Origin of the sequence: Hornefia porci (genome assembly GCF_001940235.1) — a bacterium.
In the GTDB taxonomy this organism is placed as follows: Bacteria; Bacillota; Clostridia; order Peptostreptococcales; family Anaerovoracaceae; genus Aminicella; species Aminicella porci.
The window spans coordinates 1,670,144-1,683,918 of sequence record NZ_MJIE01000001.1 but is presented as its reverse complement, the minus strand read 5'-3'; the positions used below and the strand labels follow the sequence as shown (position 1 = coordinate 1,683,918).

At 55.2% G+C, this 13,775-nt stretch carries 11 protein-coding genes; 9 read left to right on the top strand and 2 right to left on the bottom strand.

Annotated features, from left to right (window positions below):
• Window positions 1-36 precede the first annotated feature (36 nt).
• On the top strand, window positions 37-1,098 hold the full coding sequence (locus tag BHK98_RS07945) for an alpha/beta hydrolase (protein ID WP_075713158.1): 1,062 nt from the start codon (window positions 37-39) through the stop codon (window positions 1,096-1,098).
• Between the two features lie 162 nt (window positions 1,099-1,260).
• On the opposite strand, the gene BHK98_RS07940 is transcribed toward BHK98_RS07945, so the two are convergent.
• Both BHK98_RS07940 and BHK98_RS07935 read right to left on the bottom strand, forming a co-directional pair.
• Entirely contained in the window at window positions 1,261-2,622 is a 1,362-nt protein-coding gene (locus BHK98_RS07940) for an NCS2 family permease (protein WP_075713156.1), read from the bottom strand.
• A 489-nt stretch (window positions 2,623-3,111) separates the two neighbouring features.
• Window positions 3,112-4,041 carry a DMT family transporter gene (locus BHK98_RS07935; RefSeq protein ID WP_075713154.1) on the bottom strand — a complete coding sequence of 310 codons (930 nt, stop codon included), beginning with the start codon at window positions 4,039-4,041 and terminating at the stop codon, window positions 3,112-3,114.
• Between the two features lie 151 nt (window positions 4,042-4,192).
• Between BHK98_RS07935 and cobT the strand changes: the two genes are divergently transcribed.
• The 8 genes from cobT (at window position 4,193) to BHK98_RS07890 (ending at window position 13,590) form a co-directional block, all read left to right on the top strand.
• Entirely contained in the window at window positions 4,193-5,335 is a 1,143-nt protein-coding gene (gene cobT, locus BHK98_RS07930) for a nicotinate-nucleotide--dimethylbenzimidazole phosphoribosyltransferase (protein ID WP_075713152.1), read from the top strand.
• On the top strand, window positions 5,335-5,871 hold the full coding sequence (locus BHK98_RS07925) for a bifunctional adenosylcobinamide kinase/adenosylcobinamide-phosphate guanylyltransferase (RefSeq protein WP_075713150.1): 537 nt from the start codon (window positions 5,335-5,337) through the stop codon (window positions 5,869-5,871). The genes cobT and BHK98_RS07925 overlap by 1 nt, the downstream gene beginning before the upstream one ends.
• A complete protein-coding gene (locus BHK98_RS07920) occupies window positions 5,868-6,665 on the top strand; it encodes an adenosylcobinamide-GDP ribazoletransferase (protein ID WP_075713148.1) in 798 nt (265 codons plus the stop codon). The genes BHK98_RS07925 and BHK98_RS07920 overlap by 4 nt, the downstream gene beginning before the upstream one ends.
• Window positions 6,666-6,750: 85 nt before the next feature.
• Window positions 6,751-7,143, top strand: coding sequence for a bifunctional adenosylcobinamide kinase/adenosylcobinamide-phosphate guanylyltransferase (locus BHK98_RS07915; protein ID WP_075713146.1), 393 nt, complete (start codon window positions 6,751-6,753; stop codon window positions 7,141-7,143).
• Window positions 7,143-8,861, top strand: a complete 1,719-nt coding sequence (locus tag BHK98_RS14000) for an aldo/keto reductase (RefSeq protein ID WP_158024479.1) — start codon at window positions 7,143-7,145, stop codon at window positions 8,859-8,861. The genes BHK98_RS07915 and BHK98_RS14000 overlap by 1 nt, the downstream gene beginning before the upstream one ends.
• 177 nt (window positions 8,862-9,038) lie before the next feature.
• Window positions 9,039-10,127 (top strand): DUF883 family protein, encoded by a 1,089-nt coding sequence (locus BHK98_RS07900; RefSeq protein ID WP_075713144.1) that lies wholly within the window; start codon window positions 9,039-9,041, stop codon window positions 10,125-10,127.
• Between the two features lie 749 nt (window positions 10,128-10,876).
• Window positions 10,877-11,764, top strand: a complete 888-nt coding sequence (locus tag BHK98_RS07895; RefSeq protein WP_075713142.1) for an SPL family radical SAM protein — start codon at window positions 10,877-10,879, stop codon at window positions 11,762-11,764.
• A gap of 374 nt (window positions 11,765-12,138) precedes the next feature.
• Window positions 12,139-13,590 carry a sigma-54 interaction domain-containing protein gene (locus tag BHK98_RS07890; protein WP_158024478.1) on the top strand — a complete coding sequence of 484 codons (1,452 nt, stop codon included), beginning with the start codon at window positions 12,139-12,141 and terminating at the stop codon, window positions 13,588-13,590.
• Window positions 13,591-13,775: the final 185 nt, after the last annotated feature.

The window sequence follows — 13,775 nt, the reverse complement described above, 5'->3', positions numbered from 1 at the left end:
AAGCAGTATCAGAAGGCAGACCGGAAAGGGGTCAGTATGAGAGTATCATCGGAACGGAAACAGGGGAACAACAGGGCGAGACGGAGGATTGCGGCCGTCATTCTCATTCTCGCGGCAGCGGCGGCAGGCTGCGGCGCAGTTCTGCACCATCAGCAGGTGACAGAGCAGAGAAAGGCGGAGGCCGCAGCGAGGAAGGCGGCGCTGCAGAAGGAAATGATAACCGAAATTCAGCAGATGCCGTCATCGTATAAGAGCAGCGCCGACCGGCGCGGAACACTGACAACGATTGACTATGACACGCGGCTGATCGACGGCAGCGGACGGACGGTCCGGAAGGAGGCGACCGTATACCTGCCGTATCATTACGACTCTTCGAAAAAATACAACGTACTCTACCTTTGTCACGGATACGGAGGCTCCGAAACGACCTGGCTCGGAACCAGGCTCCTTCCGCACACGTTTAAGAACGTGCTGGACAATATGATCGAGAACAGGAGAATCGAGCCGCTCATCGTTGTCACTCCGACATATACAAAGGAATATACAGACTATTACACAGAACTGAACGGCATGGTGGATGAAATCGCGGATTACCTGATGCCTGCGGTGGAGAAGAAATACAGCACCTACGCGGCGGACACGACGCCGAAGGGGTTTCGGGCCTCCCGCGGACACCGGGCGATCGGAGGCTTTTCCATGGGCGGATGCACGACCTGGCGGGTGTTCCGGGATCGCATCAGCTACTTCAAATATTATCTGCCGATCAGCATGCCTTTGTACTACGACGAGGCCGGATATAATGAGAGCGAGAACGCCGCGACCGCGCCGGCGCTTGCTGAGTCGGCGAGGAAATCCGGCTACGGGAAGGACGGCTATTATATCTTCGCGGCTTCGGGAAGTGACGATTTCATGTGCGCGGCAACAAAGGGCGTTGTGGACACCCTGAAGGGTTATCCCGACGTGTTCACATATACGGATACCGGATTCTACGATGGAAACCTGAGCTTCACCGAGTTCGCCGGACGCTCCCATCACTACTACTATACATATCCGTATCTTTACAACGGGCTGATGCGTTTCTTCCGGGATTACAAATAAAACAGCGCCTGCCGGAAACCGACGGGCAGACGCTGCCTATCTGTGTCTGTATACCTCTCTGCGATGAGCTGTCTCAAAGCATAGTCGATGGCTGAGCACGCATTATTTCACGAAAAAAGGAGTGTGAAGAAAGACTCCTCACACTCCCTGAATTATCCTTTGTTATACAACCAGAGTGATGATGCGGGCCACGAACAGGAAGAAGCAGATCCACATGATTCCGTTGATCTCCTTCGCTTTTCCGGTCAGAAGCTTCAGCAGCACCCAGGAGAGCATACCGAACATGATTCCGTTGGCGATGGAGTAGGTGAAGGGCATCATGACGATGGCCATGAACCCGGAAACGACGTCCGCCAGGTCGGTATCTGTGTCGAACACCATGTTCTTGACTGAGCTCAGCATCAGCAGGCCGACCCAGAGAAGAGCCGGGGTTGTGGCGAAGCTGGGGATTGCCAGGAAGATGGGGGACAGCAGCAGGGAAACAAAGAACAGTACGCCTGTGGTCAGTGAGGTCAGACCGGTTCTTCCGCCGGCCGCGACGCCCGCGCTGGACTCGACATAGGAAGTGACTGTGGAGGTTCCCATGCAGGCTCCCGCGACTGTTCCGATGGCGTCGGACAGCAGCGCCTGCTTGGCTCTCGGGAGTTTGCCGTTCTCATCCAGCAGGTTGCCCTTGGAGGCGACGCCGATGAGGGTTCCGGCAGTGTCGAAAATATCAACAAACAGGAAGGAGAACACGATGACGACGAAGTCCATGACGTGTGCTCCGATCCAGTCGAAGTCGAATGCGAACATGTTCATCTTGGCAGGCAGGAATCCTCCCGCGAAGCTCGGAATCAGAGAATAGACGCCTGCGTCAACATCTACCTTGTACCAGCCTGCGCCCTGCGCGATGATTCCCAGAATCCAGGTGGCCAGGATGCCGATGAGGATGTCTCCCTTCACTCGATAGTGGTGAAGAACCGCGATGATGATCAGACCTGCCATGGCCAGAACGAATTCCGGGGAGCCGACCTTGCCCATGGTGACCAGTGTGGACTGATCGCCGATTACGATGCCCGCGCCCTTCAGACCGACGATGACGATGAAGAGACCGATTCCGGAAGTGATGCCGTATTTCAGGTTCATCGGGATGTCGTTGACCAGCTTTTCACGGAACTGGGTAAGAGAGAGCAGGATGAAAATGATACCTTCACAGAGTACCGCCGCCAGAGCGATTTTCCAGGGATCCTGTACGCCCGCCTTGGCCATCGGGACGCAGACGCTGAACGCGAAATAGGCGTTCAGACCCATGCCGGAGGCCAGAGCGACCGGATAATTTGCGTAAAACGCCATGATTAACGTGGCGAATCCGGCGGAGACAGCGGTAGCCGTGAATACCGCGGCGCTGTTCATGCCGGAGGCAGCCAGGATGTTGGGATTGACGGCGAGAATGTAGACCATCGCCAGGAAGGTGGTCACGCCGGCGGTAACCTCAGTCCGCACATCCGTGCCATTCTCCTTCAGCTTGAAAAACTTTTCCATAAACTCTTTCTCCTTTTAGTTGAATGAATAATAAAAAGACATAGTTAATGCGCGCTCAGTCATCGAATATGCTTGAAATATCAATAATACAGAGAGCATATTCGGTGGCCCGCCGCAGGGTTTTCAAGCGTTTCATCCGAAAAGCCTGCGGCAGCGGGATTCGGAAACGGCCGAATCCCTGAGCACAAGCATCAATTAGTGTCTGCCGGCGCATCTTTCCGTTGGATTTTGCGCCACGGCGCTGCTGACAAACTGCCGTCAGCGCCCATTAAGTCCGACGGGGACTTAATGAGCAGACACTAATTATTATACACGTCTTCAGAAGGCGGATTCAAGAAGTTATTCGTCTCTGTCCTTCGGAAATAACGAATATTTTTTCACTTTCAGCAAAAACACGAACAAAATGCAAACGATATGGGTAGACTGTCCGCATTTTGTTCGTGTTTAATGAATGCGTTAGAAACGCAGTTTCAGAGGACTCAATTTTGTTCAGCGGTTCTTCGCCGCCAGCCGCTCTTCTCTGGAGGGAAGCTGAGACATTACGACCGCCGCGAAGATCAGTGCGCATCCCAGATAACCGTGCACAGCCATGCTCTCGTGCAGCATGATCGCCCCGGTGATGACGGAGAATACAGACTCCAGGCAGAGGATCAGCGACGCCTCCGACGGATCCGCGTCAGCCTGTGCCACGATCTGCAGGGTGTAGGCGATACCGCAGGAGAAGACGCCCGCATACAGAATCGGGAACCAGCTGTGGAGAATCGCCGTCATGCTCGGGTTCTCGAAGATGAACATACATACGATTCCGATCGCGCCCGCGGTCAGGAACTGGATGCAGGACATCTTGACGCCGTTGGTCTTTGGCGAGAAATAATCGATAACCATGATGTGCACGGCGAAAGCGAAGGCGCAGAGCAGGACGAAGAAATCTCCCCGCTGAATGCGGAACGCTTCTCCCGGCGTCATGCACAGCAGATACAGCCCGGTCACGCCCAGAACCACACAGAGCCAGATGATTTTCTTCACATGCTTGCCGGTCGCGACGGCCAGGAACGGTACGATGACCGCATACAGCGATGTGATGAACCCGGATTTGCCGGCAGTGGTGAAAAAGATGCCGTACTGCTGAAGTGTCGAGGCGATGAACAGCACGATTCCGCAGCTGAGACCGCCGGCCAGAAGAACCTTCCGGTCCGCAGCCTTCTGCGCTGGGTCGGGGGCTTCGCCGTTTCCTTTCTTCTTCTGCATGGAATCCAGAATCAGAATCACGGGAAGCAGGGCCAGCCCGCCGATAAAGGTCCGTATGCCGTTAAACGTAAAGGTTCCGATATCTGCGCCCACCTTCTGAGCGACAAAGGCGGATCCCCATATGAATGCTGTCAGAAGCAGCAGAATGTCACTTTTCAGTCTCTTGTTCATAAACTCAATAACCTTTCTTCATCAAGTATACTTATGTAAGTATACTTAGATTATATTTACGGGAGTTCCGACTTTCAAGATGCGCGACTTTTTTTCTGGACAAAAATATGATAAGATATTTGTATTCAAAACAAAACGAGGAGTTTGCGTCATGATTTGTGAAAAAGATGAGAAAAATATAGAAGCGCTAAGCCGGGAGATCTGTCCGCCTGACCGGGAGGCGATGGAGAAGGCGGCGGCCCGCCAGGAGGAACTCGCGAAGGTCCCCGGCAGTCTCGGACGGCTGGAGGATATTTCCATACGGATGGCGGGAATCACGGGAAACGTGACGGGCAACGACCTGCGGAAGCAGTGCATCGCCGTGTTCTGCGGTGATAACGGCGTTGTGGCGGAGGGCGTGGCTTCCGCGCCCCAGACCGTTACTTTGTGCCAGACCATCAACTTTACCCGGCGGATTACCGGAATGAGCGCGCAGGCCCGCTACTTCGGCATCGATGTGCTGGACGTGGACATGGGCGTCGCGGAGGATATCCCGGAGGAACTGTACACGGACAGCATGCTGACGAAGGACGGGAGCATCCCGGTGAAGATCGTGAACCGGAGCATCGCGCGGGGAACAAAGAACCTGGCGAAGGAGCCGGCGATGACGCGCCGGCAGGCGATACAGGGAATCCTGACCGGATTCGAGGCGGCGGATGCCATGAAAAAGGCGGGGATTCAGCTTTGCGGTATCGGTGAAATGGGAATCGGAAACACGACGACCAGCTCGTGTCTGCTGAGCGCGGTGACCGGAGTTGAGGCAGAGGATCTGGTGGGTCGTGGCGGCGGGTTGAATAATGAAGGTCTGGAAACGAAAATCCGCATTGTCCGGGACGCTGGCGTCCGGTGCCGGGATATGGATCCCATCGGCAAACTGGCCGCCGTCGGCGGTTTCGATCTGTGCGCCATGACCGGATGCTATCTGGGCGCTGCCCGCAACCGCATGCCGGTGGTCATCGACGGGTTTATCTCCATTGTGGCGGCCGTGATGGCGAGGGAGATCCAGCCGCTGGTCACTCATTATATGTTCGCCTCTCATAAGTCCATGGAGGTGGGTTACAACACCGCGATGGAACGTCTCGGACTGAAGCCTATGTTTGATCTGGGGATGCGGCTGGGCGAAGGCAGCGGCTGTCCGGTCGCCTTCAAGATAATGGAAGCGGGCTGCGCGTCCATGGATCTGATGAAGACTCTGGCGGAGGGTTCTATCGACGCCGGATATCTGGAGGAAATCAAGAAAGGAAACTTTTTCTGATGAATATATTTGTCAGCGGAGGATGCAAAAACGGGAAATCCCTTCACGCCCAGGAACTGGCCCGGGATATGGCGGCGGACCGCGGAGCCGCGCTGTATTACGTGGCGACCATGATTCCGACGGATCAGGAGGACCGGACCAGGATCCGCAGACACCTGGCGGCCAGAGACGGCTGGGGGTTCGCGACTCTGGAGCAGGGAACAGATCTCTGCGCTCTTCTGGACAGACCTGACGTGGACAGAAACGGCGTGTTTCTGATGGACAGCGTGACGGCGCTTCTCTCCAACGAGATGTTTCCGCCGAAGGGCGAGTATGACCCGGATGCGGGAGCACGGGTTGCCGCAGACCTCGAGCGGTTCGCCCGGGAAACCGGGAGCACGGTGTTCGTCTCGGATTATATCTATTCGGACGCCAGAGTGTTTGACCCGGCGACGGAGAATTACCGGCGGGCGCTGGCCCTCTGCGACCGGACTCTGGCGGCGGTCTGCGACCGGGTCATTGAAACGGGTTTCGGATTTTTCAAGGAGCTGAAATGAAATTTATAACGGCTTTTTTCATGGCGTGGGGGAATTTTATTACGCTTCCCTGCCCGTACAAAAAATGGGACGGCGGGCTGAAGAACATGATGCTGGCGTTCCTGCCTCTGACCGGTGCGGTTATCGGGAGCATATGGGGACTGGTGATCTGGAGCATGCGGAGCATCGACGCGGCGCAGCCGCAGGGCCTCGCGGTCCCCTCGCCTCTGGCGGCGGTTCTGGCGGTGTTTCTGCTGTTCGCTCTCTGCGGGTTCATGCATCTGGACGGCTTCATGGACTGCAACGACGCGATTCTCTCCCGCCGGCCCATGGAGGACAAACAGCGGATTCTGAAGGATTCCACGGTGGGAGCATTCGCCGTGGTAACGCTGATGTTCCTGCTGCTGACGTGGTATGCGTGTATGAGTGTGTGCTGGGACAAAGTCCCGTGTGTGACATTTTTCATGATTCCGGTGCTCAGCCGCAGCCTGTCGGGCGCTGCCGTGATGCGGCACAGGCCGCTCGGCACCAGCCAGTACAGGGAGGATTACCGGCAGCCGGGGAAGTGGAAATGGCATGTGATGAACGGTGTTTTATGCGCGATCTGTGTTCTGCCCGCACTGGCACTGGCGTACCGGCAGAGCTTTCTCCGCCCGGCCATACTCATGATTGTCGAAATGGCGGTGACTGCGGGAATCGCCGGACGCTATGCGCGGAGGCAGCTGGGCGGCATGAGCGGAGACATCGCGGGATATATGATCTGCTGGTCGGAGTTTGCGGGAATCGTGACACTGACGGTGACTGCGGGAAACTGAACGGACAGACACGCAGAGCCGCCCCGGGCTTTGTTCGATGACGCCGGCGCGACTGCGGGAAATCGAGAGAAGGAGAAGACAACATATGATATTGATATTTGGCGGAGCGTTCCAGGGCAAGCTGGATTACGCAAAGGAAACATACGGGCTGTCGGACGGAGAGATATTCGACTGCGCCGAGAACGACGGCAGCTACTGGCCGTCCGTGGACCTGAACGCGAGGGCGCTGAACCATTTCGACCGTTTTGTGCTGGCCTGCGTCCGGGAAGGGATCGAGGCCAAGGAGTACCTGGTGTCCAACGTGGACGCGCTGAGCGACAAAATCATACTGGCGGATGATGTGACCCAGGGGGTCGTGCCGATGAACAGGGATGAGCGCGCCTGGCGGGAGGAGGTCGGACGGTGTCTGGTCTACCTCGGAAAGCATGCGGAGCACGTGATCCGGATCTATTGCGGGATTCCACAGGTGGTGAAATAATGGTGTCCAGACTGATTCTGCTGCGTCACGGTCTGACAGAGGGAAACCTTAAAGGCTGGTTCTACGGCGGAGTTGACATTCCGCTGGCACCGCAGGGGAGAGAAGCGCTCTGCCGTCTTCGTGACAAAGGCGTTTACCCGGAGGTTCCGGACGACGCTCAGTTCATCGTTTCCGGACTGGGAAGAACCGTGGAGACCCTGCGGATTCTCTATGGGGAGAGGGAGTACAAAGTAATTCCCGAACTGCAGGAGATGCGGTTCGGCGAATTTGAGTGCCATACCTACGATGAGATGAAAGGAAATCCGGAGTTTGACCGCTGGGCTTTCGATGAAACGGGCGATGCGGAGCCGCCCGGAGGGGAGTCCCGCAATGCGTTCCGCAGCCGCGTGTCTGCCGGCAGAAAGAAGCTGATCGGGCTCCACCGGCTGAAAATGTGGTCACACAGGCACGGCGGACAGGATGCGGTCACGGTGACGGTCTGCCACGGCGGGGTGATTGCCGCGATGATGATGGAGCTGTTTCCCGATGTAAACGGCAGCATGTGGGACTGGATTCCCGAGCCGGGATTTGGATATATCGTGGAAATACAGGAAGGAGAAGCAGTGAGTTACGAAAAGATTACGGACGTCAGACGGCTGGGCTTCGGTCTCATGCGTCTGCCGATGAAGGACAAAGAAATCGATATCGAAACCGTGAAGCAGATGGTCGATCTGTTTATGAAACGCGGCTATAATTATTTTGATACGGCCTACAGCTACCACAACGGAGAGTCGGAGACTGCTGCGAAGGAGGCGCTTGTGGACCGCTATCCCAGAGACAGCTTCTATCTCGCCACCAAGCTCCCGGCATTTCTGGCGAAGAGTGAGGCGGAGGCGAAGGAGATGTTTGAGACATCTCTGCGGCGCACCGGAGCGGGCTACTTCGACTATTATCTGCTTCACAATCTCGGCGAGGACAGAACGCATTTCTACGAGGATTATCACCTCTGGGATTTTGTGAAGGAGAAGAAGGCGGAAGGCAAGATCCGCAACTACGGTTTTTCTTTTCACGACAAAGCAGAACGCCTCGAGGAGGTGCTGGCCGCGCACAGCGACGTTGATTTTGTACAGCTCCAGATCAACTACATGGACTGGGAGGATGGAGCGGTGGAGGCCCGGAAATGCTATGAAGCTGCAAGGGCTTACGCCAAGCCGATTATTGTGATGGAACCGGTGCGGGGCGGAAATCTGGTCAACCTTCCCGAGGGTCCGGCGAAGCTCCTGGAGGAAGCTGATCCGCAGGCCGGTCAGGCGTCCTGGGCGCTGCGGTTCGCGCTGGGGCTGCCCGGCGTTCTGACGGTGCTCAGCGGCATGTCGGATCTGGCGCAGATGGAGGATAATCTGAACACCGCCGACAGCGGCAAGCCTCTGACAAAGGATGAACGGGCGCTCCTGGAAAAGGTGGCGGAGGAGATGCGCAGTCTGCCCAGCATCCCCTGTACAAACTGCGGTTACTGCGTCAAAGGCTGTCCGCAGGGGATCGTGATCCCGGGAATTTTCAAGGCCATGAACAATCGCAGCCTGTATCATGATCCGGGTGCGCAGGGAACCTACGAGTGGCAGACCCGCGACGGCGGCGTGGCATCCAGATGCGTCGAATGCGGGCAGTGCGAGGAAGTCTGTCCACAGCACATCGGCATCATTCAGGAACTGGCTGCCGCTGCGGAAATCTTCGAGTAGCATTTTCAGCACGGCGATTGGCAGCGACTCACGGCGACAACGCCGGCCGACGACAACGCGCGGCATTCGCGAAACCGCACGCAGCAGAGCATGCCGCGCTGTCCGCGCTGTGCGAAAAACATATGAAAAAGCTTTTGTAAAAAAACACGGAGGGATATACGGAAGGAGTACGACGATATGAATGACAGAGAACTGGCGAACCTGACACGTGAACAGCTGATTAAACTGCTGCGGGGAGCGGCGGAGGACAAAGAAGCACTGGAGCAGGAGATGGATGTCACCAGAGCGCAGGCGAATAAGCTTCTGGCAGAATCACAGGAAAAACTGAACAGTACCAGACGACAGCTCAGCTCAGTGAAAAAGCAGTATGACGAGGCCGCGAAGCAGCTCTCGGAGGCGCAGGAAAAACTGAAGAATCGCCAAATTACGATGGATAAAGCGGGGTCTATTGCGGAAGCGACCGCATCTCTGAGCGGTATCTTTGAGAAGGCACAGGAGACCGCAAATGACTATCTTTCCAATATCCGGACGATGCAGCAGCGCACCGCGGCAGAGGTGGCCGCACTGAAGAACGCGGCAGTGGAAGAAGGCAAGAAGGCTCTCGCTGAGGCCAACGCCAGACGCAAGGCGGCGGCTGATGAGGCAGCCGGCGCGCGTAAGAAAGCGGAGGAGGAAGCCGCGGAAACAAAGAAGCAGGCGGAGGAGGAAGCCGTAGGCATCAGGTATGCCGCCAAAATGGATGCGGAGGCGAAAAAGGCAGAAGCGGCCAGGGAAATCGAAGCGAAAAGAGCTGCGGCGGACAAAGAAATTGAAACAAAGAAAGCTGCGGCGGCCAGGGAAATCGAGACAAAGAGGGCGGAAGCAGACAGAGAGGTTGTAAAGCTTCGTCAGAAGGCAGAGGAAGACGCCCGGACCGCAGTTGCTGAGGCAATGGTCCGTCAGCAGCGCATCAATGAGAAAATTCAGCAGAAGGCGGACGCCGAGCGCAAGGAAGCGGAATCCCTCCTCTCCCAGGCAGAGGTTCTGCGTACACAGGCGGAGCAGGTTCTGAAGGATTCCAAAAGCCGAGCCCAGGAAGAACTGGCAGAGGCCCGTAAACGTGCCGATGCTCAGGTTGCCGCCGCAAGAAAACGCGCCGACGCCCAGGTTGAAGAAGCCCGCGCCAAGGCAGACGCAAAAATCGCCCTTGCCGAGCAGAAGAGCCACGAGCTGATTGACGCAACACGCAAGCAGTGCGAAGAGCTCCTGGCCAGATTCAGAGGCTGAGAAATTCAATGCCCTCGCAAGAGGTGTTGGAACGTTCTCACAGCAGATGCAGGAATGCCCTCACAAGAGGTGCTGGAGTAAGCCTGCAACAGTTTCGGAAAGTACCCTGACAGATATTCGACACCGATTGCAGAATTTCATCCTTTTCATCTTTTGACTTCATCTTTTGATGGACCTGTCTGATTTGCACGACGGCCGAAAGATGACGAAGAACGACAAGAAGTGACAAAGAATGACGACTTCGATTAATGGCAAGTGATACAAATCGTAAATTGACGATTTCAAAGCCGCTTAAAAGCCCATTGTTCGGAGAATCTGCCACATTTCTCGAAAAAAACCAAAAATGTGGCAGATTTTCTTTCACAGATTTACATTTTTTACCATTTCACACAAGGAAATGTACACTAAGTACACTTTGGCGCAACGGGATTCTATAAAATTTTATAAAATCGGGTACGAATGACGTGATTTGGATACCTCAATTATAAAATATATGTTATACATAGTAAAAATCTCGTGAAATCTGCCACATTTCTCGAAAAAAATCAAAAATGTGGCAGATTTAAAGGCCTCTAACTCAAACAGCGCTATATGTATACAATCTTCGTCGTTCGGCTCTGGGCGTCGTCAACCCGTTCGGCTCTGGGCGTCGCCAACCCGTCCGGCAGCGCCGCGGCACACAACTCAGTGGCAGCGTGCGCCGTCAGAACTGGCAGAGAGGAACGCCGATTTGGCAGGAGGAACGTCGAATGCACTTTGTAACAGCGAAAGGAATTTTATCTCCGCGAAACGGAATGAATCTGTACCGGGGCTGCACTCATGGCTGTATTTACTGTGATTCCAGAAGCCGGTGTTACCATATGGATCATGAATTTGAAGATATTGAGGTCAAGGAAAACGCCGCGGAGCTGCTGGAGACCGCGCTGCGGCAGAAACGGAAAAAATGCATGCTGGCGACAGGCTCTATGACTGATCCTTACATTCCTCTGGAGGATGAACTTGGGAGCGTCCGTAAGGCGCTGGAGCTTGCCGCACGATATGGCTTCGGGTTTACTTTGATCACAAAATCAGACCGGGTGCTGCGGGATCTCGATCTGCTGAGGGCAATCAATGAGAAAACAAAATGTGTTGTGCAGATGACGCTGACAACCTGCGATGAAACACTCTGCCGCCGGATTGAACCGAACGTGAGCACGACAAAGGAACGTGCGGCCGCTCTGCGAAAGCTGAATGAGGCGGGTATTCCGACTGTCGTCTGGCTCTGCCCGATCCTTCCTTTTATCAATGACACGGAAGAGAATATCCGGGGCATCATCGATTATTGTGCGGAGGCGAAGGTGCGCGGAGTGATCTGTTTTGGAATGGGGATGACACTTCGCGAAGGCAGCCGCGAGTACTTCTACCGCCAGCTGGACAGGCTTTTCCCCGGAATAAAGGAAAAATACATACGGACTTACGGAATGCGGTACCAGCTGGAAAGCCCGCGCGCCGATATGCTGATGGACCTGTTCCACAGCCTGTGCGAAGAAAAAGGAATCCTGCATGACAACGATCAGATTTTCGAATATCTCAGCACCTTTGAAGAAAAGAATGAATCCGTGCAGCTGGACCTGTTCGAGGATTTGATGACCGTCTGAGTTTATCGTGCCCGGTCCTTGTGCGTCCGGCTCTCTCCGGTCTTTATGCTTCCGGAGTTACTGCGCCCGACCCTCGTGCGTCTGACTTTTATCGCAGCAGGCCCTCGTGCGGCCGGTCTTCATGCTCCGGGCTTTATTGCAGCGGCTCCCGTGCGTCGATACATCGTCCACACATGCGTCTGAGACACCCCGTCCGTAAATTGACATTGAAAAGGTTTTTGTAGTACACTGTACGGGAAAAGAGGAAACTGATTCTATTTGCGGTTTATTCGTAAGCGGCGTCGGCGGGAAGGCTCTGGCGCGGGCGGACCTCGGCGTCGGCGGACTGGGCTTTGTGCCTGAACTAAACGGTGAAATATCACGGGATGGTGTCGATGGGAACAAAGGATAATGCGAAGAAAAAAGAAAATCCGCTGCTGAGTGCGGCCGGCAAGGAGAAGCTTGCAGAGTCTCTGATCGAGATTCTGGAGGGTTCTTTTGATGGAATCCTTGTCACCGACAAGGAAGGGAAGGTACTCTTTGTTAACGACTCTTATGAGCGTGTTGCGGAAATCAAGAGAAGTGACATCGAAGGAAAATATATGAAAGACCTGATCAACCCCGTCTGGATGCCGAACTCGGTGGCGTATATTGTCGCGGAGCAGAAGACGACGGTTTCCAAGCGGCAGGTGGTCAAGTCGGGACGTCATATCATGGTGACGGGGCGGCCGATCTTTGATGAGGACGGAGAGATTAAGATTATCGTCATCAACGCCAGAGATATCACCGAGATTTACGAGCTGACGGAGGAACTGCAGCGGTCCCGGAATTCGGAGAAGCTCTATATGGAGAGGATGACCGATTTCTCCAGCATGAGCGATACGGAGCGGCCGATTATCGCGGTCAGCAAGTCGATGCGGGACATTCTGACGCTGGCGAAAAAGGTGGCGGATTTTCAGATTACTGTGCTGATTCTGGGCGAGTCCGGCGTGGGCAAGGAGGAGATTGCCCGGTTCATCCATAATAACGGAGCGCGCAGGGACAAACCGTTTATTACCATCAACTGCGGGGCGATCCCGGACAATCTTCTGGAATCGGAGCTGTTCGGCTATGAGAAGGGAGCCTTTACCGGCGCGATGCAGACGGGGAAGACCGGGCTGCTGGAGGCGGCGGACGGAGGAACGGTATTTCTGGATGAGATCGGTGAGACTCCGCTGGATTTTCAGGTTAAGCTGCTGAGGTTTCTGGAGACAAAGGAAGTTCGGAAGCTGGGTTCGGTGCATTCCAGGCATATTGATGTGCGGGTGCTGGCGGCGACCAACCGGAATCTGGAGCAGATGATCGAGGATGGACAGTTTCGCGAGGATTTGTATTTTCGTCTTAATGTGGTGCAGCTGGAGGTTCCGCCTCTTCGGGAGCGGAAGGAGGATATTCTTCCGCTGGCGATGTACTTTCTCAGTAAATTCAATCGGATGTACGGGCAGGAGAAGGTTCTCACCTATGAGGTGGAGCAGGAGATGGAAAACGAAGAATGGAAGGGGAACGTCCGTGAATTGAAAAACATCATGGAGAATATGGTGATCGTCAGCAATAACGAGTATCTTCAGGTGGAGGATCTGCCGTGGGTCACCGGACAAAGGCGCAGAGCGGGAGAGCCTTCCTTGGCGGTGAAGATGGTCGCGAATCTGGATTTGACACTGGAAGCAGCGACAGAGGAGCTGGAGAAGATTATGCTGCACCGGTATATCAAGGAAGGAAAGACGACACGGGATATTGCGGAAGCGCTGGGAGTCAATCAGTCCACCGTGGTGCGGAAGATGCAGAAGTATAATCTGAAGAGGGAGTGACAGCCGGCGGCTCGCCGGTTTTCGCGCGGCTCTCTGGCGAGGCTTTGCCGGCGGCTCGCCGGCTCGTTGACGCTTCGCCGCCTTCGCCGCTCCTCGCGAGACCGCCGGTTCCGATGCATTAAAGCATCAAAGACCTGAAAATGCATTGACGCATCACGGAAAACAGATATACAGGAATGAGAAAC

Bases quoted from the DNA above. Each gene is read 5' to 3' on its own strand.
- BHK98_RS07945 (WP_075713158.1), top strand. From the start codon at position 37: ATGAGAGTATCATCGGAACGGAAACAGGGGAACAACAGGGCGAGACGG.
- BHK98_RS07940 (WP_075713156.1), bottom strand. From the start codon at position 2,622: ATGGAAAAGTTTTTCAAGCTGAAGGAGAATGGCACGGATGTGCGGACT.
- BHK98_RS07935 (WP_075713154.1), bottom strand. From the start codon at position 4,041: ATGAACAAGAGACTGAAAAGTGACATTCTGCTGCTTCTGACAGCATTC.
- cobT (WP_075713152.1), top strand. From the start codon at position 4,193: ATGATTTGTGAAAAAGATGAGAAAAATATAGAAGCGCTAAGCCGGGAG.
- BHK98_RS07925 (WP_075713150.1), top strand. From the start codon at position 5,335: ATGAATATATTTGTCAGCGGAGGATGCAAAAACGGGAAATCCCTTCAC.
- BHK98_RS07920 (WP_075713148.1), top strand. From the start codon at position 5,868: ATGAAATTTATAACGGCTTTTTTCATGGCGTGGGGGAATTTTATTACG.
- BHK98_RS07915 (WP_075713146.1), top strand. From the start codon at position 6,751: ATGATATTGATATTTGGCGGAGCGTTCCAGGGCAAGCTGGATTACGCA.
- BHK98_RS14000 (WP_158024479.1), top strand. From the start codon at position 7,143: ATGGTGTCCAGACTGATTCTGCTGCGTCACGGTCTGACAGAGGGAAAC.
- BHK98_RS07900 (WP_075713144.1), top strand. From the start codon at position 9,039: ATGAATGACAGAGAACTGGCGAACCTGACACGTGAACAGCTGATTAAA.
- BHK98_RS07895 (WP_075713142.1), top strand. From the start codon at position 10,877: ATGCACTTTGTAACAGCGAAAGGAATTTTATCTCCGCGAAACGGAATG.
- BHK98_RS07890 (WP_158024478.1), top strand. From the start codon at position 12,139: ATGGGAACAAAGGATAATGCGAAGAAAAAAGAAAATCCGCTGCTGAGT.